The 23424-nt window shown below is 67.6% G+C and carries 22 protein-coding genes; 9 read left to right on the forward strand and 13 right to left on the reverse strand.

What is annotated here, in order from left to right; all coding sequences use genetic code 11:
• Positions 1-99 precede the first annotated feature (99 nt).
• From DFR69_RS13725 to DFR69_RS13760, 8 genes are read right to left on the reverse strand one after another with little or no spacing between them, the layout of a single operon-like run.
• Positions 100-1278 (reverse strand): MlaD family protein, encoded by a 1179-nt coding sequence (locus DFR69_RS13725; protein ID WP_110037898.1) that lies wholly within the window; start codon positions 1276-1278, stop codon positions 100-102.
• On the reverse strand, positions 1275-2378 hold the full coding sequence (locus DFR69_RS13730; RefSeq protein ID WP_244198239.1) for an MCE family protein: 1104 nt from the start codon (positions 2376-2378) through the stop codon (positions 1275-1277). Before DFR69_RS13730 ends, DFR69_RS13725 begins: the two co-directional genes overlap by 4 nt.
• Complete coding sequence (locus DFR69_RS13735) at positions 2375-3478, reverse strand: MlaD family protein (protein ID WP_110037900.1); 1104 nt, start codon at positions 3476-3478, stop codon at positions 2375-2377. Before DFR69_RS13735 ends, DFR69_RS13730 begins: the two co-directional genes overlap by 4 nt.
• Positions 3475-4470 (reverse strand): MCE family protein, encoded by a 996-nt coding sequence (locus DFR69_RS13740; RefSeq protein WP_110038278.1) that lies wholly within the window; start codon positions 4468-4470, stop codon positions 3475-3477. The genes DFR69_RS13735 and DFR69_RS13740 overlap by 4 nt, the downstream gene beginning before the upstream one ends.
• Positions 4467-5492, reverse strand: a complete 1026-nt coding sequence (locus tag DFR69_RS13745) for an MCE family protein (protein WP_110037901.1) — start codon at positions 5490-5492, stop codon at positions 4467-4469. Before DFR69_RS13745 ends, DFR69_RS13740 begins: the two co-directional genes overlap by 4 nt.
• Complete coding sequence (locus DFR69_RS13750) at positions 5489-6967, reverse strand: MlaD family protein (RefSeq protein ID WP_110037902.1); 1479 nt, start codon at positions 6965-6967, stop codon at positions 5489-5491. The genes DFR69_RS13745 and DFR69_RS13750 overlap by 4 nt, the downstream gene beginning before the upstream one ends.
• A 40-nt stretch (positions 6968-7007) precedes the next feature.
• A complete protein-coding gene (locus DFR69_RS13755; RefSeq protein ID WP_110037903.1) occupies positions 7008-7871 on the reverse strand; it encodes an MlaE family ABC transporter permease in 864 nt (287 codons plus the stop codon).
• A 3-nt stretch (positions 7872-7874) separates the two neighbouring features.
• Entirely contained in the window at positions 7875-8729 is an 855-nt protein-coding gene (locus DFR69_RS13760; protein WP_110037904.1) for an MlaE family ABC transporter permease, read from the reverse strand.
• A gap of 458 nt (positions 8730-9187) precedes the next feature.
• On the opposite strand from DFR69_RS13760, the gene DFR69_RS13765 reads away from it, so the two are divergent.
• Positions 9188-9862, forward strand: a complete 675-nt coding sequence (locus tag DFR69_RS13765; RefSeq protein ID WP_110037905.1) for a chymotrypsin family serine protease — start codon at positions 9188-9190, stop codon at positions 9860-9862.
• Positions 9863-9911: 49 nt separating this feature from the next.
• On the opposite strand, the gene DFR69_RS13770 is transcribed toward DFR69_RS13765, so the two are convergent.
• Both DFR69_RS13770 and lppU read right to left on the reverse strand, forming a co-directional pair.
• Positions 9912-11354, reverse strand: a complete 1443-nt coding sequence (locus tag DFR69_RS13770; RefSeq protein WP_110037906.1) for an MFS transporter — start codon at positions 11352-11354, stop codon at positions 9912-9914.
• A gap of 37 nt (positions 11355-11391) precedes the next feature.
• Positions 11392-12009: an LppU family putative lipoprotein gene (lppU, locus tag DFR69_RS13775; protein WP_110037907.1), complete on the reverse strand. Its 618-nt coding sequence runs from the start codon at positions 12007-12009 to the stop codon at positions 11392-11394.
• Positions 12010-12197: 188 nt separating this feature from the next.
• On the opposite strand from lppU, the gene DFR69_RS13780 reads away from it, so the two are divergent.
• Both DFR69_RS13780 and DFR69_RS13785 read left to right on the forward strand, forming a co-directional pair.
• The gene (locus DFR69_RS13780) at positions 12198-13382 is read left to right on the forward strand and encodes a serine hydrolase domain-containing protein (protein ID WP_110037908.1); all 1185 of its coding nucleotides are present in this window, start codon (positions 12198-12200) and stop codon (positions 13380-13382) included.
• 42 nt (positions 13383-13424) lie between these two features.
• Positions 13425-14786 carry a cytochrome P450 gene (locus tag DFR69_RS13785; protein ID WP_110037909.1) on the forward strand — a complete coding sequence of 454 codons (1362 nt, stop codon included), beginning with the start codon at positions 13425-13427 and terminating at the stop codon, positions 14784-14786.
• A gap of 26 nt (positions 14787-14812) precedes the next feature.
• Here DFR69_RS13785 and DFR69_RS13790 read toward each other — a convergent pair whose 3' ends face one another.
• Positions 14813-15517 (reverse strand): TetR family transcriptional regulator, encoded by a 705-nt coding sequence (locus DFR69_RS13790; protein ID WP_167456261.1) that lies wholly within the window; start codon positions 15515-15517, stop codon positions 14813-14815.
• A 76-nt stretch (positions 15518-15593) separates the two neighbouring features.
• On the opposite strand from DFR69_RS13790, the gene DFR69_RS13795 reads away from it, so the two are divergent.
• The 6 genes from DFR69_RS13795 to DFR69_RS13820 all read left to right on the forward strand — a co-directional run bounded on the left by DFR69_RS13795 (position 15594) and on the right by DFR69_RS13820 (position 22089).
• On the forward strand, positions 15594-16502 hold the full coding sequence (locus DFR69_RS13795; RefSeq protein ID WP_110037911.1) for an alpha/beta hydrolase: 909 nt from the start codon (positions 15594-15596) through the stop codon (positions 16500-16502).
• 278 nt (positions 16503-16780) lie between these two features.
• Positions 16781-17665, forward strand: a complete 885-nt coding sequence (locus DFR69_RS13800; RefSeq protein WP_244198240.1) for a L,D-transpeptidase — start codon at positions 16781-16783, stop codon at positions 17663-17665.
• Between the two features lie 123 nt (positions 17666-17788).
• The gene (locus tag DFR69_RS13805) at positions 17789-18739 is read left to right on the forward strand and encodes a carbohydrate ABC transporter permease (RefSeq protein ID WP_186817405.1); all 951 of its coding nucleotides are present in this window, start codon (positions 17789-17791) and stop codon (positions 18737-18739) included.
• Entirely contained in the window at positions 18736-19602 is an 867-nt protein-coding gene (locus DFR69_RS13810) for a carbohydrate ABC transporter permease (protein ID WP_110037913.1), read from the forward strand. Before DFR69_RS13805 ends, DFR69_RS13810 begins: the two co-directional genes overlap by 4 nt.
• 19 nt (positions 19603-19621) lie before the next feature.
• Positions 19622-20950 carry an ABC transporter substrate-binding protein gene (locus tag DFR69_RS13815; protein WP_110037914.1) on the forward strand — a complete coding sequence of 443 codons (1329 nt, stop codon included), beginning with the start codon at positions 19622-19624 and terminating at the stop codon, positions 20948-20950.
• A gap of 62 nt (positions 20951-21012) precedes the next feature.
• Complete coding sequence (locus DFR69_RS13820) at positions 21013-22089, forward strand: ABC transporter ATP-binding protein (protein ID WP_110037915.1); 1077 nt, start codon at positions 21013-21015, stop codon at positions 22087-22089.
• 31 nt (positions 22090-22120) lie between these two features.
• On the opposite strand, the gene DFR69_RS13825 is transcribed toward DFR69_RS13820, so the two are convergent.
• Positions 22121-22459: a Uma2 family endonuclease gene (locus DFR69_RS13825; protein WP_110037916.1), complete on the reverse strand. Its 339-nt coding sequence runs from the start codon at positions 22457-22459 to the stop codon at positions 22121-22123.
• Positions 22460-22628: 169 nt separating this feature from the next.
• On the reverse strand, positions 22629-23381 hold the full coding sequence (locus DFR69_RS13830) for an MBL fold metallo-hydrolase (RefSeq protein WP_186817404.1): 753 nt from the start codon (positions 23379-23381) through the stop codon (positions 22629-22631).
• Positions 23382-23424: the final 43 nt, after the last annotated feature.

Consider the following 23424-nt stretch of genomic DNA (forward strand, 5'->3'; position numbering starts at 1 on the left):
CGCACCGATTTCCTTCGCGGACCCGTGAGCCGGGCCACACGCTCTTCTCGTGCGAGTATGCCCGGTCCGGTGCGCGAGCGACCGGACCGGGGCAAGAACTCACTTCACCGGCAGCGGCGTCCGTTCGTTCGGATCGACACCCGGCGGCATCTGCGCGCCGTTGTTCGGCACATTCGGCCGCGGCGCGTTGGCCGAACCACGGATCTGCTGGTCGGCGGGCGGGTTCACGCAGTAGTTCCACTTCGGAATGGTGCCGTCCTGGACCTCTTCGTTGCGGCGGTACTCCGTCGCGTAGTAGCAGGTCGGGCGGGGCCAGATATCGATGATGGTGTGGAACTCGCCGTCGTGGGCCGGGGCGCTGATCGACCCGAGACCCAGCGCCAGCGACGGGAACAACAACCGCAGCGCGGGCGTGCGCAGCTGCGCCGCCTTGGTGATGGCGACGAAGTTCGCCGCCAGGCTGCTGATCGGGTCGGCGGTCTTGTCCAGCACCGCGCCCAGCGCCTCGAACTGCGCGGGCGAGTTGTCCAGCACGCCCTGCAACTCGGCGTTGGCGTTGTTGAACTGGGTGAACAATGTGCCCGAATTGCTGGTCAGGGTCTGCAGATCCGGCTGCGCGTGCGAGGTGGTCTCGGCGATCACCCGCAGGTTCGCGATGAGGTTCACCGTCTGCGGCAGCAGGTTGTCCAGACCGGCGACGACCAGGCTGACGCCGTTGATGAGACCGCGCAGCTGGTCGGGACCGCCGCCGAGCGCGGTGTCGAGCTCGGTCAGGATGGTCTTGAACTGCTGCGGATTCACCTGCGAGATCAGCGCGCTGGTGTCGTCGAGCACCGCCCACACCGGGACCGGCGTCTTGATCTGATCGGGGTTGTACTCGATCACGGCGCCGTCACCGAGGAACGGGCCGACATCGGACTTCGGGCGGAAGTCGATGTACTGCTCGCCCGCGGCCGAGAGCGCCGCCACCTGGATCATGGTGTCGACCGGGATCTTGTAGCTCTTGTCGATCTGGGCCTTGGCCGCGATCGCCTGCCCCTGGTTGATCAGCTCGACCGAGGTGACCTTGCCGATCCGGTGCCCGCGCAGGGTCACGTCGTTGCCCGGCTGCAGACCGCCGGAGCGGTCCAGGTTCACCGTCACGGCGTACTCGGAGCGCAGCGGATTCACCCGCATCACGTTCACCAGCAAGTAGGTGGCGCCGACGATCAGCACCAGCACCAGCGCGGTGTTGGCCAGCACGATCTTGCTGCTGAAGAACTTCTTCGCCTTGCTCATCGGTGGCCTCCCACCCGGCCCTGAACGATCTGCAGCACCTGGATGAAGGTGCCGACGAAATCGTTCACATCCTTGAGGTCCGGGAACTTGCTGTTCTCCGGAGCCGTCAGCAGCCCGATGTCGAGGTTGGTCAGCGTCGCGTACGGAGCGAGCGACTTTCCCTGGAAGGTCTGGTTGGCGCCGGGACGGATCGCGTGCAGCTGATCCAGGACGTAACCGAAATCGTCGCCGGTCGCGGCGAGCGCGTTCATCAGGTTGTCGAGATTGGTGAGCAGCTCGGAGAGCTGATCACCGGTGGTGTTGGAGTAGTCACCGAGTGCGGCACTGGCCGTGGACACCTTGGTGAGCAGATCGCCGATGGCCCTGTTGTTCTCGGCGATCGCGCCGATGGCCTGCGGCAGGGTGTCGGCGACCTGGCCGAGCTGAGCCTTGTTGTTCTCGACCGTGTTGGCCAGCGAGTTGAACTCGCCGAGCACCGTGTCGATGCGGTCGCTGTTGTTGTTCAGTTCGCCGATGACGCCGGTCATCTCCATGATCAGGTGCGACAGGTTGCCGCCCTGGCCGTTGAGAATCGAACCGAGTTCGGTGCCGAGGCGGCTCAGGCTCGCCACGCCGCCGCCGTTGAACAGCATCGAGACCGAGATCAGCAGCTCTTCCACCGTCGCGCCGGCCGAGGTGAACTCGCGGGTGAGGGTGTCGCCGTCCTGCAGCGAGGCACCGCCGCTCGTATCGTTCTTCGGCTTCGACAGCGCGATGAACACGTCACCCAGCGGCGTCGCCTGACGCAGCTCGGCGGTGCTGCCCTTGGGCAACACGATGTCCTTGCTGATCTGCATGACGATGTTGGCCTGGAAGTTCTTGGTCGAGATGCCGGAGACCACCCCGACATCGGAACCACCGATCTTCACCTTCGCCTGATCGGGCAGGTTCAGCGCGTTGTCGAACTCCGCGTTGAGCGTGTAGGTGTCGCCCTCGGCGCCCGGCTTGGGCAGCGGCAGGTCCTCCACGGTGAATCCACAGCCGGAGGTGATCGCCACCGTGGCCACCGCGGCCGCGGCAACGACCGCGCGGCGGGCTTTCATCGTCATTCGTCGCGTCATTTCGTCAGTCCAAGGAGTGCGGCGGTCAGACCGTAATCGGGGCCGAAGTCCTGCATGTTCCCGGAGCGGCAGCCATCGGACTTCATCTGCACCCGCTCACAGAACACGCTCACGATTTCGCCGGAGAGCGCGGTGCCGATGAGGCCGTGCAGCCGGACGAACCTGCCCTCCTTGTCGATGGCGCCGTCGATGTTCTGCATCAGCAGCGGCACGATGTCGACGATCTCGACCATCGCGCCCGAGTTGGCGCGCAACTGGTTGGTGACGGTGGTCAACCCCGTGAGCGAGGAGGACAGCTCGTCGGCGTGCTCGCCGAAGGTGGTCGAGGTGTTGGCCAGGAACTGGTTGAGCTGGTCCAGGGTGGCCTGCAGGCCGGGCGCCTGCTCGGCGAGCAGACCCGACATCGCGGTCACCCGGTTGCTGAAGTCGCGCACCGACTGGTCGTTGTCGGCCAGCATCGTCGTCAGCTCGTTGAGCTTGATGATGATGTTGGAGATCGCGTCCTTGTTGTCGACACCGACCTTCAGTGCCGCCGACAACGCGTCGAGGGTCTCGCGGATCTTCTGCCCGTTGCCGTTGAGCACCGGGTAGAGCACCCGGCCAGAGAGCGGACCGAGACCTTCCTGACCCTCCTCGGGCTTGAGCGAAGCGGAGAACTGGTCGATGGTCTTGATCATCGTGTCCAGCTCGACCGGGGTCCTGGTGCTGGCCTTGGTCAGGTGCTGGCCCGACTCCATCTCCTCACCACCGGTGTAGGGCGGGGTGATCTCGATGTGCCGGTCGGTGACGATCGAGGGCGAGACGATCGCGGCGATCGCCTCCTTCGGGATCTTCACGCCCGCGTCGATGGTCATGTGGACCTCGACGAAAGTGCCCTTGGGGACGATCTTGTCGACCTTGCCCACCGCGAGGCCGAGGACCATGACCTCGTTGCCCTCGTACATACCCGCGATGTTCTCGAAGTCCGCGGTGATCTTGGTCGTGCGGCCGAGCGCGTCGTTCACCGAGCCGGGCATCAGCGAGCAGCTGCCCAGCGCCAGCGCCGTGGCGCCGATCATCAGGTACCGGCCCAGCGTCTTGAATGTCGAAGTCGGTTTCATCCTGCGCACCCCTGAATCACCTGAACGAAGCACAGCCAGTTGTCGGGGAAGATCCACGGCAGCGAGACGTCGCCGTAGTTGCCGTTGCCGAGCGCGTTGTTGAAGTAGCGCGCGGTGGGCTGACCGATCTGCAGCAGCTTGTCCAGGTTGTCCTTGTTCTTCTGCAGACCCTCGGCCATCGTGTTGAGCTGGCCGATGGTGCCGGCGAACTGGCCGCCGTTCTCGGCGCCGATCTCCTCCAGCTGACGGGTCAGCGTGGCGATGTTGTCGAGCAGCTGACGCAGCAGGTTCTGCCGCTCCATCACCCGGTTGGCGATGGCCTCGCCCTGGGTGATGACCAGCAGGATGGAGTTGCGGTTGTCGGCCAGCAGCTGGGTGACCCGGTTCAGGTCCTTGAGCAGGCTGTCGACCTCACCCTTGCGCCGGTCGACGACCTTGGCCAGCGCGCCGACGCTGTCGAGCGCCTGCGCGACCAGCTGCGGGGAATCGCCGAGCTCACCGTTGATGGTGTTGAGCGAGGCGGCCAGCTTCTTGGTGTCGAGTTCCTCGAACTTCGGGGTGCCGACCTGCACGACATCGGCGATGTCGTAGGGCACGTCGGTGTTGGTGCGCGGGATCGTGTCGTCCTTCAGGCCCGATCCGTCGCCCGGCTTCAGGTCGACGTAGCGAGCGCCGAGCAGGGTGGCCATCTTGATCGAGGCGTGCGCGTCGGGCCCGAACTTCAGCGAGTTGTCCACGTCGAGGGTGACCACCACGTGATCGCCCTCGATCTTCGCGCCGGTGACGGTGCCGACCTGGACACCCGAGACCGCCACCTTGTCGCCGGTCTTGATGCCGGCGGCCTGCACGAACTCCGCCTCGATGGACTGCCTGCCGATGCCGATGAACTGGTAGATCGTCGAACCGACCAGCAGCACCACGATCACCAGCGAGCCGATGACACCGAGCCAGAAGTTGCGGTTGCCGAGGAACGACCTCTTCAGCTTGCTCATCGGCACACCGCCGAGTGCGAGTTGCCACCGATCTGGCTGAACAGGCCGCGCGGGAACAGCACGCCGTAGAGCGAGACGTCCAGCCCACACAGGTAGGCGTTGGCGTGCGTGCCCTCGGAGGTCATCCGGCCGAGGTCGGCGAGCATCGAGGGCAGGTCGATCGCGGCCTGGTCGAGCTTGGCGCCGTTGGCGAGCAGCAGGTTCAGCGCCGCGGTGGACGAGTTCTGCGCGGCCGCGAGCTGGGGCTGGATCTTGCCGACCATGCTGACCAGCGAGGTGGTGGCGTCGGCCAGGATCACCGTCGAGTTCTGCAGCGACTGGCCCTGTTCGTAGAGCCCGCCGATCAGCGCCCGGGTCTGGGTAACCAGGGTCTCCAATTCATCCCCTCGTTTGGCCAACCCGGCCATCACACCGGACAGGTTGGTGATCACGTCGGACAGAATCGCGTCCCGACGCTGGAAATCGGTGGCCAGCTGGGCCGCCTGCACGATGAACGACGACAGTGATACGCCGTCACCCTGCAGTGCCTGGATCAGCGTCTCCGACATCGCGTTGACCTGCGCGGGCTCGAGCGCCTGGAACAGCGGCTGGAATCCGTTGAGCAGCGCCGAGATGTCGAACGACGGTTCGGTGCGCTCGAGCGGAATCGTCGACCCGCTCTTGAGCGCCTGCGGGCTGGCCGCGTCGCCCGGGGTCAGCGCGACGTAGCGCTGGCCGATCAGGTTCTGGTAGCGGACAAGGGCTTTGGTGTCGTCGAAGACCGTCTGGTCGCTCTGCACGATGAACGAGACCTTGGCGTCGTTCTTGCCGTCGAGCTCGATCTTCTCGACCTTGCCGACCCGCACGCCCGCCATGCGGACGTCGTCGCCGGGCCGCAGGCCCAGGACATCGGTGAAGATCGCGGTGTACTTGCGGGTGTCTCCGTCGACCGTGCGGGCGAGCGTGTTCCACACGACCACGATGACCAGCATCGAGACGAGCGCGAAGATACTGAACCCGATCAGTGGCTTACGGATGCTCATGCGCCACCCCCGTTTTCGGACACTTGCAGGGTTCCGCCCTTCAAAATCGGACCGAGCAGCAGGAATTCGGATGCCGTCGGCTTACGCCCCAGCAGTTGCGTCATCGCCGCTTCGCCCTGGTAGGAGATCGGCTTGCCGGACGGAGCCGAGGCGGGCTCCACCGGCGCGGGCGCCGGGGCCGGAGCCGCGGCCGGGGCGGGCGAGCCGCCGAGGATGCCGGGCAGACCCGGGATCTGGATCGACGGGACGAGGCCCTCGAGCGGGGTGCCCGCGAACGGCTTGACCTCGGTGCCGTTCGCGGTCTGCATCGGCGCGATGCCCGGCGTGGTGAGGCCGGGGATCGCGGGCATGCCCGGGATCGCCACCAGCGGCGGCAGTCCGGCGGCCGAGTCCAGCGCGCGCGGACGCACGCTCTCCGGCATCGGCGGCAGGCTCACCTCGGCGGGCGCGGTGAAGCAGCTCGGGCCCAGCAGGTCGCCATAGCGCGGGCACTCGGCCACGGTGTTCGGCTTGTACGGGGTGAACGTCAGACCCGCGTTCCACACCATCTGCTTGCCGCTCGGGCCGCCATGGAAGGTCGTGTTCAGCTGTGCCAGCGAGGGACCGAACACGTCGAAGAGCGTCGTGATCGAGGCCGGATCGGAGGCGAGGGCGCCGAGGGTGGCGTTCATGCCGGTGGTGACTTCCTTGCCGACATCCGGGTTGGCCGCGAACAGGTCGTTGACCCGGTCGGTGGTGGCGCTGGCACCGGCGAGCAACGCGATCAGCTGATCACGCTTGGTCGCGATGGTGTTCGCGGTCTGCACCGAGCTGCCGAGCACGTTGAGCAGTTCCGGCGCCGACTGGTTGAGCGCGTGCGCCGAGGCCGAGAAATTGTCGAGCATGCCGCCCAGGTTCGGGCCCGCATCGGCGACCGTGGTCAGCCAGTGGTCAAGGCGCTGGATGGTCGAACCGGGGACGCGGCCGCTGCCGTCGAGTGCCTGGGTGAGGGTGCCGAGCACCCGGCCCAGCTGCACCGGGTCGACCTCGTTGAGGATGTCGCGCACCGTGGTGAGCGTGTCCTGCAGCGCGATCGTGCCCTGGCTGCGGTCCTCGGGGATCTGCGAACCCTCGTGCAGGTACTGGTCGGAGGCGCCGTTGAAGACCAGTTCGACCGAGGTGACGGCGAACAGGTTGCTCGGCACCACGCGCGCGGTGACGTTGCTCGGGATGTCGCCGGCGAACTCGGGCTTGAGCTCGATGTTCACCTTCTGGGTCGCGCCCTTGTCGACGATCTCGACGTCCTTGACCGCGCCGACGAGCACGCCGCGGAACTTCACGTCGGCGTCGGACGGGAGGCCGTCACCGGTGGTCGACAGGTTGGCGGCGACGTTCACCTTGGGCACGAAATAGCCCTGGTACCTGGCCATCAGGAAGGCGAGGATCACGGCGAAGACCGCGAGGCCGCAGGCTCCCGCCACGTACAGCTGTTTCATCGTGGGTCCGCGCCCACTGGGATCGATGATCATCGCGCGCCTACCCCGAGATCCTGATTCCGGGGTTGACGCCCCAGATCGCCAATGTCATGAACAGGTCGGCGAAGACGACCAGGATGATGCACATCTTGATCGCGCGGCCCGCCGCGACGCCGACGCCTTCGGGACCACCCGAGGCGAAGAAGCCGTAGTAGCACTGGATGAACGTCGTGATCATGACGAACACGACCGCCTTGAGCAGCGAGTACAGCACGTCGGTCGGTACCAGGAATTGGTAGAAGTAGTGCGAGTAGGTACCCGCCGCCGTGCCGCCGATCAACTGGACGGTGATCGAGCAGGACACGTAGGCCATCACCAGGCCGATGCAGTACAGCGGCACGATCGCCATGACCGCGGCCATCATCCGGGTGCTCACCAGGTACGGCAGCGGGCGGATGGCGATGGAGTCGAGCGCGTCGATCTCCTCGGAGATGCGCATGGCGCCGAGCTGGGCGGTGAATCGACACCCCGCCTGTGCCGCGAACGCGAGTGCCGCCAGCAGCGGGCCGAGTTCACGGGTGGTGGCGAAGGCCGAGATGGCGCCGGTGATCGGGCTCAGGCCGAGCAGGTTCAGCGAGGTGTGGCCCTGGATGGCCACCGTCATGCCGCCGAAGGCGCTGATGATCAGGATGACGCCGATGGTGCCGCCACCGACGACGATGTTGCCGTTGCCCCAGGTGACGTCGGAGAGCAGACGCCAGATCTCCTTCGGATACTGCTTGAACGCCAACGGAATCGAGCCGACGGAGCGCAGGAAGAAGAAGACCTGATGGCCGAGGCGGGCCAGCATGTCGATGGGCGCCTTGCCCGCGGCCTGGAGTTGCCGTAGCGGGCGCAGCAGGGGAGGTACGTACGTTGATGACATGGCTCAGACCACCTGAGGGGGGAAGACGGCGGCGTAGATCTGCGTGATCGCCACGTTGACACCGAGCAGCATGACCATCGAGCTGACGACCGCCGAGTTCACCGCGTTGGCGACGCCACCGGGGCCGCCGCGCGCGTTCAGGCCGGAGTCGCAGGCGATGATCGAGGCGATGAGACCGAAGATCACCGACTTGAGCAGGGCCACCGCGAGATCACGGGTGACCGCGAACGAGGCGAAGGTGCTCATGTAGGAACCGGGCGTGCCCGCCTGGGCGAAGATGTTGAACATGTAGCCGGTGATGAAGCCGACGAAGACCACGAAGCCGCAGAGCAGGAAGCTGACGAGCATCGCCGCGCCGAGCCGGGGGGCGACCAGCCTGCGCAACGGGTCGACGCCCATCACCTTCATCGCGTCGATCTCTTCGCGGATGGTGCGGGAGCCGAGGTCGGCGCAGACGGCCGAGCCGACCGCGCCCGCGATCATGATCGAGGTGACCAGTGGGGCGCCCTGCTGGATGATGCCGAGGCCGTTGGCCGCGCCGATGAACGAGGTCGCGCCGACCTGACCGGCGACGGCGCCGACCTGAATCGAGACGATGACCGCGATCGGAATGGCGACGAGCAGGGTCGGGGCCGCGGCCACGCTGGCCATGAAGGCGCACTGGCGGACGAACTCGTCGAAGGGAAAGCGGCGGCGGAAGATCGCGACGATCAACTCCGTGACCGCTTCGATACCCATCGTGATCTGTCGACCGAAGGTCTCGAGTGACTTCTTCGGATGGTCGTCCCAAAGGCCCTTGGTCCAGTCGACAGCTTCACTGACGCGTGAACGGGCGGGCGGACTCTTGGTCGACTGCACTGCTTTTACCCCTCTCGACGCCAGGTCATCAACACCCCGACGACTTGTTTGCTTGACGCACCTTACTACGGAGTAGCGCAGAACACACCACCGACATGTGAGCGCTGTCATAGAGAGAGGTCACTGTCCGGAAACAGCAATGCGTCCTGCCATGTCGGACCATACAGCCCACAATTGTGCAGGTATGGCAGTTACGTCAGATGTCGTTTTCCGGGCCGTTTCCAGCATTGGCGGCGGTGCCGAATAAATATTGCGGAAAACTGTCATTCATAACGAGACCCCCGGGCGAATACCCCGACATGTCACAGGTTCGCATAAAACTGGACAATTGATCACTTGAATTCATAGAGAATCGCTATCACCAAACGCCGCTCGTGGCGAGGCGCGCCCGGGACGGGATACAGGCACGATAGGCAGACCGAATTGATATCGTGCGGACTTCCGACGTCTGGAGGGACATGTTCACCACACTCGCCAAGGTGGCCAACGCTGCCTTCGCCGTCGCCCTCGGTGCCGCGCTCCTCGGCACCGGCGCGGGCACTTCGCAGGCACAGCCCGGCCCGCCGGTGATCGGCGGCGGCTCCGGGATCGTCATCGACAACACCTTCGAATGCACCGTCACCACCGTCGGCCACGACGGTGCCGGACGCCTCGTCGGCCTGACCGCCGGCCACTGCGGCGACGCGGGCGCGTCCGTCTCCGCCGAGGTCGACCGTGGTTTCGGCGAGATCGGCCGGTTCGCCTACAGCAACCACGAACTCGATTACGCGGTCATCGAGTTCACCCCGGGCCGGATCATCCCGGTCAACCGGATCGGCAATGTCAGCATCACCGGCGTCGGCGGGCCGGCCCAGTTCCCGACGATCGTCTGCAAGGAAGGCCGCACCACCGGCAACACCTGCGGGATCACCTGGGGCGATGTGTTCCAGACCAACACCGAGACCTGGTCGCAGATGTGCGTGGTCGAAGGTGATTCCGGCGCACCGGTCGTCGTCGGCTCGACCCTGGTCGGCATGGTGAACGCCTACCTGGCCGTGGCCTGTTTCGGCCCCGAGGTCGGCACCAACATGAACTCGATCATGGACGACATCAACGGCCGCGGCGGCGTCGGAGCGGGCTACCGCCCGATCTAGCCGCGACAAGAGACCGAGCGGGCCGCGTGGATTCGTCCACGCGGCCCGTTCATTTCGGTGCCAGCGCCGGTCCGTCCGCGCCCGCGCAGTGCGGCAGGCAGTCGACCCGCTCCGGCGCGGGGGCCCGGCGCGGGACCCGCAACAGCACACCGGCGACGACGGCGCCGATCAGCAGCAACACCGCGCACCAGCGCATCGCGGTGTCGAAGCCCGCGGCGAAGCCGACCGGGTCGTCGAAGTCGCCGGACAAGCCGGCCAGGCCGGGAAGCGCCGCGACGGCGAGCAATTGGGCCGTCCTGGCCACCGCGTTGTTCACTCCCGAGGCGATGCCCGCGTCGGCGACGGGCACCGCCGCCAGCACCGCGCCGGTGAGCGGGGCGACCATCACCGCGAGGCCGAGCCCGAAGATCAGCACGCCGGGCAGCACATCGGTGAGGTAGTTCGCCTCGGCCCCGACCCGCTGCAACGCGAACACGCCCACCGCGGCCAGCAGCGGGCCCGCGGTCATCGGCAGGCGCGGGCCGTGCCGCTGCGCCCAGCGTCCGGCGGGCGCCGAGAGCACCAGCATCAGCAGCGTCACCGGCAGGCTGGCCGCGCCCGAAGCCATCGGCGAGTACCCGGAGACCAGCTGCAACTGCAACACGAGCAGGAAGAAGACGCCCCCCAGCGCGGCGTAGACGAACAGGGTCACCAGGTTCGCCACGGTGAACACGCGCGAGCCGAACAGCGACGGCGGCACCAGCGGATTCGGGCTGCGCAACTCGACGAGCACGAACCCGGCCAGGCCGAGCACACCGACGCCGATCAGCACCGGATACCCGTCGATCAAGCCGAGGGTGAGCGCGCCGAGCGCGCAGGCGACGATCACCGCGCCCGGCACGTCGATCCGGGTCGGCGCCTCGGGATCGCGGCTCTCCGGCACCCACCGCACCGCGATCACCGCGACGACCAGCGCCAACGGCACGTTCAACAGGAAGATCGCGCGCCAGCCGACCAGGTCGATCAGGCCGCCGCCCAGCAGCGGACCCAGCGCGCCCGCCACGCCGCCGAGCCCGGACCACAGCCCGATCGCGCTGCCCTGATCGCGCTCGTCGAGCGAGGCCGAGATCAGCGCCAGACTGCCCGGGGTGAGCAGCGCGCCCGCGACGCCCTGCAGCAATCGCGCGCCGACCAGCATCTCGATGTTCACCGACACCGCGCACAACAGCGAGGTGAGCGCGAATCCGACGATCCCCCAGACGAACACGCGCCGCCGCCCGAGCCGGTCGCCGAGCGAGCCGCCGAGCAGGATGAACGAAGCGAGCGTGAGCGTGTACCCGTTGACGGTCCACTGCAGGCCGGCGACGTCGGTGTGCAGCGACTCACCGATGCGAGGCAGCGCGACCGAGACGACGGTGGCGTCCAGCGACGCCATCGAGGAGCCGAGGATGGTGGCGAGCAGAATCCACCGCCCGGAGGCTGACTTCAGCCGAACCGTCCTGATCGGGGGCACCCGTCCAAACTAGCCGTTCGGCAGGCCCGGCACCGGGTTACAGGCTCTCCACGCAGACGACGACGCGTCGCTCTTCGTACTTGAAGCCCGAGTCGGCGGCGTCGGGGCAGGAGTCGACGCTGTCGGTGTCGTTCTTGATGGTGATGACCTTGACCGGCTCCGAACCCCCCTCACTGCACTCGATGCGCTTGGGCTCGTCGCCGCCGACGTCCATGCAGCCGCCGACCACCCAGTCGATGTCGAGACACAGCGCGCCGGTCTCGATGCCGTTGAGGGTCTCGGCGTAGTAGTTGTCGCGGTCGCTGATGCAGCCGCTGCTGGTCTTGGCCTTGCCGATGACCTTGTAGTTCGACGAACGGCTGCCGCAGGACGCCTTCTCGATCGTCGCGTCGGTGACGGTGCCGCCGAGCGAGACGCAGTCGCCGACGTTGGCCTGGAAGTCGGTGTCGCCGCCCTTGCTCGAGGTCGGCGCCGGTTTGCTGGTCGTCGGCTTGCCCGGTTTCGTCGTCGGGCTGCCGGTGCTGGTCGCGGGGACCACATCGATAGCGGGTTGTGCGTGGCCGTCGATGGTGCCACCGCACCCGGTCGCGACGAACGCGGTCACCGCGATGGCGACGGCGCCGACGATACGGCCGATGGGCAGGTCTGCAAACACCTACTGTGAATACACCACCGGAGCCACCCGCGTCGACTCGATCGCGCGGGCCGGTCGCCGGTTACCCTTGGTCTTCGGCCTCCCGGCCGAACCTGCATCAGGAGGTGAACCCGATGGTGGCGGCAACGGCGGGAGATTTCGGGCCGAGGACCAAGCGCGGTGGCGAGCCACTCGCGGCACCTCGGCAGATGCTGGTGGATCCGCGGTTCATCCGGCTGGCCGATCACTTCTTCGGCCTCTTCCCGCAGCCCCACCGCGGCGGTGGCGCGCTGGCCGTCTACCTGGACGGCAGGCCGGTGGTGGACATCTGGGCCGGCTGGGCGGCCAAGGATCAGCGCTGGAACGGCGAACACGTCGCGCTCACCTTCTCCACCGGAAAGGGCGTCGCGGCCACGGTGGTGCACCGGCTGGCCGAGCGCGGGCTCATCGACTACGAGGCGCCGGTCGCGGGGTACTGGCCCGAATTCGCCGCGCACGGCAAGCACGACATCACCGTGCGCGACGTGCTCTCGCACCGGGCCGGACTGCACCGCGTGCGCGGGCTGGTGCCCGGCCGCGAGGGCATCCTCGACTACGACGCGGTGATCACCGCGCTGGCCGAGAGCCCGGCCGACCCTCGCCGGATCAGGTCGTCGGGCTATCACGCGATCACCTTCGGCTGGCTGGTCGCCGAGATCGTGCGGCGCGTCACGGGCGAGCCGTTCACCGAGGTCTTGCGCCGGGAAGTGGCCGAGCCCTTGGGAACCGAGGAATTCTGGTTCCAGGTCCCGCCGGCGCAGCGGTACCGGATCGCCAAGATCTTCCCGCATCTCGCGCCGCCGGGGATCCGCTGGAACACCGCGTCGTCGGTGCTGTCCTGGGTGCGGCCGGTGCGCGGGCTGGCCGAGGCCGGGATGCCGGAGAGTTTCGACGAACTGGTGCGCGACCCACGCGTGCACGACGCGGTGATGCCCGGCTGGAACGGGGTGTTCTCGGCGCGGGCGCTGGCCAGGATGTACGGCGCCCTCGCCAACGACGGTGTGGTGTACACCGGCGCCGACGAGCCGGTGCGGTTCCTGCGCCCGGAGACGATCGCGGCGGTCAACCGGACCCAGCAGACCGACAGCCGCGACTACGTCCTCGGTCTGCCGCTGCGCTTCACCCTCGGCTATCACCGCCCCGTCCTGATGACCAAGCAGCAGCCGCGACACGCGTTCGGGCACTATGGGATCGGCGGGTCGGGTGCCTACGCCGATCCGGATCTGCGGATGTCGATCGCGTTCGTCACCAATCGGCTCGGCAACGCGGTCACCGCGCTGGGCGACGCGCGGCTGGCGAAACTGTCGGCGATCGCGCAGGGCACGGTGCGCAGGCTGCGCGCGAGCGAGCACTGAGTGTTTCGAACCGGTCGCGGCCACCCCCGCGTAGGTAAGGACATGAACGCGCCGACACCACCGCGCCTGTCGCTGCCGCACGGCCTGGCCGCGGCCTGGGACCTGGACGGTTACCTGCGCCGGCGCGCCCGCCGCGGCGATCCGTTCGCGGTGGGCTTCCCCGGCTTTCCGCCGGTGCTGTTCACCGGCACGGCTGACGGCGCGCGGGAACTGTTCCGTATTCCCGCGGCGGCGGTGCGGCCGCCCGGCCCGAATCCGATCGAGCCGATGGTGGGCGCCGCGTCGCTGATCCTCAGTTCCGGCGCACGGCACCGCACCGACCGCACCTTGCTCGCACCGGCGCTGCACGGGGCGCGCACGAAGGAACTGGCGGGGGTGATCCGCGAGGCGACCCTGGCCGAGATCGAAAGCGGTTCCGGCGCAACGGGTCCGTGGCGGGTCGGGACCACATTCGATGCCTTGTCCGCAGCACGGTCGATCACCCAGCGCGTCATCCTGGCCACCGCGTTCGGCCCGGCCGCCGGTGACGCGCCCGGCTCGGCCCGCCGCGCCGACCGCGCGGTCGAATACGCCGGAGCCATCGCCGATTTCCTCGCCTCGTTCACCACACCGCTGCTCGCCGCGCCGGTATTGCGCCGTGGCCCAGCGGGATTCGGGCCGTGGGGCAGATTCGTCGCCGCCCGCGCCCGGCTCGATCGTCTGATCCAGGGCGACATCGATCGACGCCGCGCCGTCGGCCCCGGCGACGGCGGCCTGCTCGATCTGCTCCTGACCACCCGCTACGACGACGGCAGCACCCTCACCGACACCGAACTGCGCGAACAGCTCCGCACCCTGCTCGTCGCGGGCCACGAGACGACGGCGACGACCCTGACCTGGGCGCTCTACCACCTGCACCGTGAGCCAGGGCTGCGCTCCCGGCTCACCGCCGAACTCGCCGACGCCCCAACCGATCCCGAGGAACAGGCCGCCTCGCCCCTGCTCGGCGCACTCTGCCAGGAGACCCTGCGCCTGCACCCGCCGGTGCCGATGGTGCTGCGCACCCTCACCGAACCGCGGCGCTGGCGCGGGGTCGACCTCGCCGCCGGCCAGACCATCGGCCTCGCGGTCGGCGTGCTGCACAGCCAGCCGTCGACGTGGCCCGCGCCCCGCCTGTTCCATCCCGACCGCTTCCTCGACCGCAAGATCGCGCCGTCCGACTACGCGCCGTTCGGCGGGGGCCACCGTCGGTGCATCGGCGCCACGCTGGCCGAACACGAGCTGCGCAGCGTCCTGGCCATGCTGGTGACCGAGACCGAGCTGAGGTTGGAGCCCGCCCTCGCTCTCGGCAGGCGACCACGGGCCGTGCCTCGCAATCTCGCGACGGCACCAGGTCGTCCGATTCGGTTCGTCCGGGTCGCCTGACGTCTCATAATCAAAGTCTCAATGCTTCACGTTTTGAGACAGCGGTAGACCGTGGCCCGCGACACCCCGAACCTGGCGCCGATCTCCGCGGCGCCGACACCCTCGGCGTGCAGCGCCCTCATCTCGTCGACGCGGTCGGCGCCGAGCTTCGCCGGCCGCCCACCGGCCCGTCCACGGGCCCGGCCCCGCGTCACCGTGCCGACCGGCGCGCCCAGCAGTACCCGCGCCCCGTCGAGGATCAGCTCGCGCAGCGTCGCGGCGGGCACGTCCCGGAACAGGACCACCGGATCCGCCAGCCCCGCCACCACCTGCGAAGCCCTGACCCGCGCTTCGAGGCCCGCCGCCGGGCCCGCGACCAGCGTGTTGGCGAGCGCGATCGCGGCACGGAACCGATCCGCGATCGGCGCCTGGACCAGCAGTGTCATGTCCTTGACCAGCATGGTGAGGGTGTGCCGGTGACGCAGATGCACATCGACATAGCCCTCGATCGCCCGCCACCGCACCGCCTCGGGGTCGCCGCCCGCCTCGGCCGCGGCCAGCACCGCCTCCAGCTCGTCGAGCAGCGGGACGGTGAGCCGTTGGAGGATCGCTTCCTTCGAATCGAAGTGGTAGTAGAGCGCCGCCTTGGTGATGCCGACCTCGTCGGCGATGGCCTGCATGGCCGTGGCGCGGTAGCCGCGCGCCGAGAACAGCTCGCCCGCGGCGGACAGGATCCGCTCGGATGTCGTCACAATCCACTTACCTCGGGTCAGTCGATGGGGTAGTCTGCCGACCAAGGGTCAGTCTATTGCCGCGGAGTTGGTCGCCATGGGAAGCACGGTCACATTCGATGTCGCGGGCACCCGGTGCGCCGGGCGCCTCTGGGTGCCCGCCGGCGCGGGTCCGGTGCCCTGCGTGGTGCTCTGCCACGGCTTCAGCGGGACCATGGACCGGCTGTTCGACTACGCCGAACGCTTCGCGGCGGCCGGGTTCGCGGCCCTCGTCTTCGACTATCGCGGCTTCGGCGCGAGCGCGGGCGAGCCGCGCCAGGTGCCGACGATCGCCGGCCAGCTCGACGATCTGCGCGGCGCCATCGCCTTCGCCCGCGCGCACCCACAAGTCGACTCGGAACGCGTTGTCCTGTGGGGCAATTCGCTCGGCGGCGCGCACGCGGTGACGGTCGCCGCCGATGATCCCCGGATCTCCGCCGTGGTGGCGCAGATCCCGTTCAACGGCTTCCCGAAGAAGGTGGCGGGCCGGTCGACCGCCGACACCCTGCGGCTGCTGGCGGCGATCGTGGACGATGCCGCGCGCGGCGCGCTCGGACTGCGACCGCGCTATATCCCGATGGTCGGCGCGCCCGGCACGACAGCCGTGACCACCACCCATGAGGCCGAGCAGCACATCCGCACCCTCACCGGGGACGGGGAGACCAGCTGGCGCAACACCGTCGCCCCGCGCGCGCTACTGACGATGATGACGCGGTATCGCCCGGCCGAGTCCGCCGCCCGGCTGCGTTGCCCGCTGCTGGTCTGCGCCGCCGCCGACGACCACGAGACGCCGGTGGCGACCAGCCGGGAGCTGGCCGAGCGCGCGCCCGACGGCGAACTGCGGGTCTATCCGGGCACCCACTTCAGCTTCTACACCGATCAATCGCTGCGCGAGCGCGTCGTCGCCGAGCAGATCGAGTTCGCCCGCTCCGCGACCATAGCGAGCCACTTCACAAATCCGGAGTGATTTCGATCACTTGACGTTTGAAGCTCACACGGATGTGCTTCCAGCGGCCCCGAGATCACTCCCGTCGACTCGCCGCCGTGAGCGTGGCGTTTGACGAAAGCCGGTGGATCACAGCCTGTTATGTGATCCAGGGCACAGAGTTGCCAGGTCGTTATCGCGACGCAACGCCGCTGGCACGTTGTCACCCCGGCCAGGTAGGAATGGACGGTCAGGGTCGGGGAGTAGTAACGCGTCAATCACGAAGATCTCGTGGCGCCTCGTGCGGCACGGGAGATGGAATGGACGAGAAACCTATGCACTACGAGGCACATACGCAGCGATCGCGTCGGCTTCGCCGGGGCCTGCTGCTGTCGGCGGCCATCGCGACGACCGGCGCACTGCTGGTGATTCCCGCGCAGGCCGAGCCGACCCTCCCGGGCTCCGGTTCCAGCCAGCCCGCGGTGGACGCGCCCGCCGCCCAGGCGCCGTTCGCGCCGCCGAACATCAACATCGCCGACGGCGAGACCGTCGGCGTCGCGCAGCCGATCGCCATCACCTTCAAGGAGCCGGTCACCGACCGCGCGGCCGCGGAGAAGGCCATCAAGGTCACCTCCAGCAACCCCGCGCCCGGCCACTTCTACTGGACCGGCGAGAAGCAGGTGCGCTGGAAGCCGAACGAGTTCTGGCCGGCCAACACCGACGTCACCGTCGTGGCGGGCGGCACCACCAGCTCGTTCCACATCGGTGACGCGTTCGTCGCCTACGTGGACGACAACACCAAGACGATCACCGTGACGGTCAACGGCGAGACGGTGCGCGAGATGCCGACCTCGCTCGGCAAGCCCGGCTACGAGACCCCCAACGGCACCTACATCGTGGGTGAGCGGCTCGAGAAGATGACCATGGACTCCTCCACCTACGGCGTCCCGGTCACCGATCCCGAGGGTTACAAGCTCGAGGTCGAGTACGCCACCCGCCTGTCCAACAGCGGCATCTTCGTGCACGCCGCGCCGTGGTCGGTCGGTCAGCAGGGCTACTCCAACGCCAGCCACGGCTGCCTGAACGTGAGCACCGAGAACGCCAAGTGGTTCCTCGAGAACGCCAAGCGCGGCGACGCCGTGATCGTCTCCAACACCCAGGGCCCGACCCTGAGTTCCGGTGACGGACTGGGCGACTGGAACTGATTCACTGAACAAAAGCCGAACAATACGATCAATCGCGATCGTGTTGTTCGGCTTTTTGCTGTACTCAGCCCTGTGCGCCCGATGTTCAGAAGATCGGCGGCCAGGGTTAACCAACAGTTCGCCATGCGCCGTAAAACTGCCGCGGTGCGAAGCAGTCCAGAGCGGGTCCTCCCCGCACCACGAGGCCGCGGGCTGAAAAGCCGCCCGTGGCAGGACTATGCGCTGTTCCTGGTCCTGGTCGTGCCGAATCTGGTGCTGCTGACGCTGTTCGTTTACCGGCCGCTGGCCGACAACATCCGGCTGTCGTTCACCGACTGGAACATCGCCGATCCCGTCGCGACCCCGGTGGGTTTCGACAACTACCTCGAGTGGTGGCAGCGCGACGACTCCTGGAAGGTCGTCTCCAACACGGTGATCTTCACCGTGGCCGCGGTCGCGGTGAGCATGGCGCTCGGTCTCGCGCTGGCCCTGCTGCTCGATCGAAAGCTCTTCGGGCGCAATGTCGTTCGCTCCGCGATTTTCGCGCCGTTCGTCATCTCCGGCGCGGCCATCGGCGTGGCCTTCCAATTCATCTTCGACCCGAGTTTCGGACTGGTGCAGGACGTGTTGCACCGGCTCGGCGTCGAGCGGGTGCCGGACTTCTATCAGGACCCGCACTGGGCCCTGTTCATGGTGACGATCACTTACATCTGGAAGAACCTCGGCTACACCTTCGTCATCTATCTCGCCGCCCTTCAGGGCGTGCGCGCGGAGTTGATGGAGGCGGCCGAAATGGACGGCGCGAGCCGGTGGACGACTTTCACGAAAGTGCTTCTCCCACAATTGCGTCCGACGACATTCTTCCTGTCGATCACCGTGTTGCTGAATTCGCTGCAGGTCTTCGACATCATCAATGTGATGACGCGCGGCGGACCGCTGGGCAACGGCACCACCACGATGGTGTTCCAGGTCTACGAGGAGTCGTTCCGCAATTTCCGGGCCGGCTACGGCGCCACCGTCGCCACCATCATGTTCCTGGTGCTGCTGGTGGTGACGCTGATCCAGGTGCGCGTCATGGATCGGAACGAGCGATGAAACACATCGGCCCACAAACCCTCTCGTACCGCAGGCGCGAACGCGCGATCACCGCGCTCGGCTATGCCGCGATGGTGTGCGTGCTGATCCTAATCGGCGTGCCGCTGTTCTGGATCCTGATCACCTCGGTCAAGGACCGGCCCGACATCTACACCCAGCCCGCGGTGTACTGGCCGCGCACCTGGCACCCGGAGAACTACGGCGAGGCCACCACCACGGTGCCGTTCTGGACCTTCCTGCGCAATTCGCTGATCGTCACGGGCGTCGTGTCGGCGGTGAAGTTCGTGCTCGGCGTGTTCAGCGCGTACGGGCTGGTGTTCCTGCGGTTCCCCGGCAAGAACATCGTGTTCCTGGTGATCATCGCGGCGCTGATGGTGCCCAACCAGATCACCGTCATCTCCAACTACGCGCTCATCGCGCAGCTGGGCTGGCGCAACACCTTCCAGGGCATCATCATTCCGCTGTGCGGGGTCGCCTTCGGCACCTTCCTGATGCGCAACCACTTCCTGTCGCTGCCCGGTGAGGTCATCGAGGCGGCCCGGATGGACGGCGCGAACTGGTGGCGGCTGCTGACCAGGGTGGTGCTGCCGATGTCGGGTCCGACCATGGTCGCGTTCGCGGTCGTCACGCTCGTGAACGAGTGGAACGAATACCTGTGGCCGTTCCTGATGGCCGACTCGGCCGAGGTCGCCACTTTGCCGGTGGGCCTCACGCTGCTGCAGAACACCGAGAACCCCTCGGTCACCAACTGGGGTCCGGTGATGGCGGGCACCGTGCTCACGATGCTGCCGATCCTCATCGTGTTCCTGGCCCTGCAACGTCACATGATCAAAGGCCTCACCTCCGGTGCGGTCAAGGGTTGATTCTCGAACGGAGATCCACGTGTCCACAACACGATTCCCGGCGCTGAGCCGTCGCGGCTTCCTCGGTCTCACCGGCGCCGCCGCCGCGGGTCTGGCGCTGACCGCCTGCGCGGGCACCGGCGGCGGGTCCGGGTCCGGCGGCGACGCCAAGACCATCACCTTCTGGTCCAACCACCCCGGCACGTCCAAGGAACTCGAGCTGGAGCTGATCAACCGCTTCACCGCGAAGTACCCCGACCTCACGGTCAACCTGGTCGACGCGGGCAAGAACTACGAGGAGGTGGCGCAGAAGTTCAACGCCGCGCTCACCGGCGGCGACCTGCCCGATGTCGTCGTGCTCTCGGATGTCTGGTGGTTCAACTACGCGCTGACCAAGGCGATCGAGCCGCTCGACGGGCTCTTCGGCGCGGCCGGCGTGCAGCTCGACGACTACGTCGACTCGCTCGCGGCCGACTACCTCTTCGACGGCAAGCACTACGCCCTGCCCTACGCCCGCTCGACCCCGCTGTTCTATTACAACAAGGACGTGTGGGCGAAAGCCGGTCTGCCCGACCGCGGCCCGAACTCCTGGCAGGAATTCGACGAGTGGGGCCCGAAGCTGCAGTCGGTGGTCGGCGCCGACAAGTTCGCGCACGCCTGGGGCGATGCCAAGAACTACCTCGGCTGGACCTTCCAGGGCCCGAACTGGACCTTCGGCGGCGCCTACTCCGACAAATGGCAGCTGAAATTCACCGACCCGGGTTCGATCGCCGCGGCCACCTACCTGCGCGACTCGATCAATGTGAAGAAGTACGCGGCGATCCGCCCGCAGATCGCGGTCGACTTCGGCACCGGCGTCGCGGCCTCGACGATCGCCTCCACCGGTGACCTCAAGGGCATCAAGAAGAACGCCGACGGCAAGTTCGAGCTGGGCACCGCGTTCCTGCCGCACCCGAACGGCCCCGGCGTCACCACCGGCGGCGCCGGCCTGGCCATCCCCTCGCGCATCTCCGATGAGCGAAAGGCCAACGCGCTCAAGTTCATCGAGTTCGTCACCAACGCGGCCAACACCGCGTACTTCTCGCAGAACACCGGGTACATGCCGGTGCGCAAGTCGGCGGTCAACGACCCGTCCGAGGTGGACTTCCTGGCGAAGAACCCCAATTCGAAGGTCGCCATCGACCAGCTGGCGGTGACCAAGTCGCAGGACTACGCGCGGGTGTTCGTGCCCGGCGCCGATCAGATCATCGGCACCGGCTACGAGCAGATCGGCCTCCAGAACGCCGATCCCGCGACCGTGCTGGCGAAGGTCGCCGCCGACGTGCAGGCGATCATCGACCGGCAGATCACGCCCAAGCTGCCGAAGTAGTCACCCCGTGGGCCGGTGGTCGTGGTGACCACCGGCCCGCCTCGTTCCCAGGAGAAACCCCCATGGCGACAGTGCAGTTCGACGGTGTCACGCACCGCTATCCCGGCGCCGACACCCCCGCTGTCGACGCACTCGATCTCGATATCGCCGACGGCGAGTTCCTCGTGCTGGTCGGGCCGTCGGGCTGCGGCAAGTCGACCAGTTTGCGCATGCTCGCGGGTCTGGAGTCGGTGGAGGAGGGGACGATCTGGATCGGCGATCGCGACGTCACCGGGCTGCCGCCGCGCGCCCGCGACGTGGCCATGGTGTTCCAGAGCTACGCGCTGTATCCGAACATGACCGTCGCCGAGAACATGGGCTTCGCCCTGCGCAACGCGGGAATGAGCAAGTCCGACACTCTCGTTCGCGTGCGCGAGGCGGCGGCGATGCTGGAGCTCGAACCGCTGCTCGATCGCAAGCCGGCCAAGCTCTCCGGTGGTCAGCGCCAGCGCGTCGCGATGGGCCGGGCGATCGTGCGCCGCCCGCAGGTGTTCTGCATGGACGAACCGCTGTCGAACCTCGACGCCAAACTGCGGGTGAGCACCCGCTCCCAGATCGCCGCGCTGCAGCAGCGGCTCGGCACCACCACGGTCTACGTCACCCACGACCAGGTCGAGGCGATGACGATGGGTCACCGCGTCGCCGTCCTGCGCGACGGCACGCTCCAGCAGATCGCCTCACCGCGCGAGCTCTACGACAACCCGGTGAACACCTTCGTCGCCGGTTTCATCGGCTCACCCGGCATGAACCTGCTCGAAGCGCCCGTCTCCGACGGCGCGGCCGTGCTCGACGGCCTGCGAATCCCGGTGCCGCGCAGCGTGACCGGCAAGCGCGTCGTCCTCGGCATCCGCCCCGAATCCTGGGAGGTCACCACCGACCCCCAGGGCATCACCGTCGTCGCCGAACTCCTCGAGGAACTCGGCGCCGAGTCCTTCGTCTACACCCACGGCGCGGGCACCGACTGGTCAACCCGCTCCGGCAAGATCGTCATCCGCGTCGACCGCCGCTTCCACACCACCCTCGGCGAAACCCTCCACCTGCGCCCCAAGCCCGACGAGATCTTCTACTTCGACGCCACGTCCGACGAGCGCCTGCGCTGAGTCGCGCCCACTGTCCCGGGCTGGTCTCGCATCAGGATCGAGGCAGCAGGGTGGCCGGGGTGATGGTAACGGCGAAGGGGGTACGGAGGTCGGCGGCATCGTCGGCGGCTACCCGGTGAGTTTGCTCGTATCCGCCGTCGGGGCCGAGCCGGTAGGCGAACAGGACCGGCAACGTCTCACCGGGAAATTGGCCTGTGAACGGATTGATCTCGAATCGCCAGTAAGAGGCGATACCGGCAGCGCTGTACATGATCGGCTTGACGACACGGTCTGTCATCGTCGTCGACCGCGAGACGACCTCCACGACCAAGTCCACCTGGTCGACCGGAACGCCGCGGGCATCGAGGTCGACCGCACCGGCGGCGACCATGACATCACGGGCATCGCCATACGGGCCACCTCCTTCGCCGTTCTCGGAACCCGAGCGGGTCAATCAATATAAGCGGGACGGTGTCACCCAGCACCGGAATGCGAACCGCCCGCGACCCGGGCTGTCGGCAGCTTTGGCAAGTCGCGCCGGGTGTTGACAGAAACCCAGCTCAATCGCGTTGGTGCCGGGCGTTTTCCCTGGCAAGTGCCACCGCCGCGGCGATGCCGTCGCGCCAGACCGGACCGTGGCCGGGCAGGACGTTGTCGGCGGGGACGGACTCGAGGGTGGTGTAGCCGGCGAGGGTGGCCGGGGTGTCGTGGTTGAAGAAGTTCGGAAGGGGTTGGGGACCTTGGATTTTCGAGGTGGGGTGGGCGGTGACCAGGGCATCGCCGGTGGCAATGGCTCCTGCCTCCGGGAGATGGAAGGCCGAGTGGCCTGAGGTGTGGCCGGGGCAGGGGAGCGGGACGGGGTGGCCGGGGAGGTCCAGGGGGCCTTCGGTGGGGAAGGGCTGGATGTGGGGAACGATGTTCTTGCGGAGGCCGCCCGCGGCGGTGATGCGGGCGGCCCAGGCGATGGTGTCGCGGTCGGTGAGACGCTTGATCACGTCGAGTGGAGTCGCGGACTCGTGGCACTCGCCGCGGGCGTGGGCCACCTCGATTGCGCTGGTGTAGGCGGGAATGCCGTAGTGGCTGTGCAGGTGGTTCATGGCACCGACGTGGTCGAGATGCGCGTGAGTCAGCAGGATCGCGGCGATGTCCTCGGGCCGATGGCCGATGCCGCGGATCGCCTTCTCGATCGTCGCCGCGTCGCCGTACCAACCCGCATCGATCAAGGTGAGATCCCGGCCGTCGCGCAAGAGGTACATGTTGACGTGGGTGCCACCGATGACGAAGACATCATCGGCCACCAGCTCACAAGACATCACAACTCCATCGCGTCCGGCCGCTCGAGCAACCGTACCGGTC

The sequence above is a fragment of the Nocardia neocaledoniensis genome (assembly GCF_003182135.1).
Classification (GTDB): domain Bacteria; phylum Actinomycetota; class Actinomycetes; order Mycobacteriales; family Mycobacteriaceae; genus Nocardia; species Nocardia neocaledoniensis.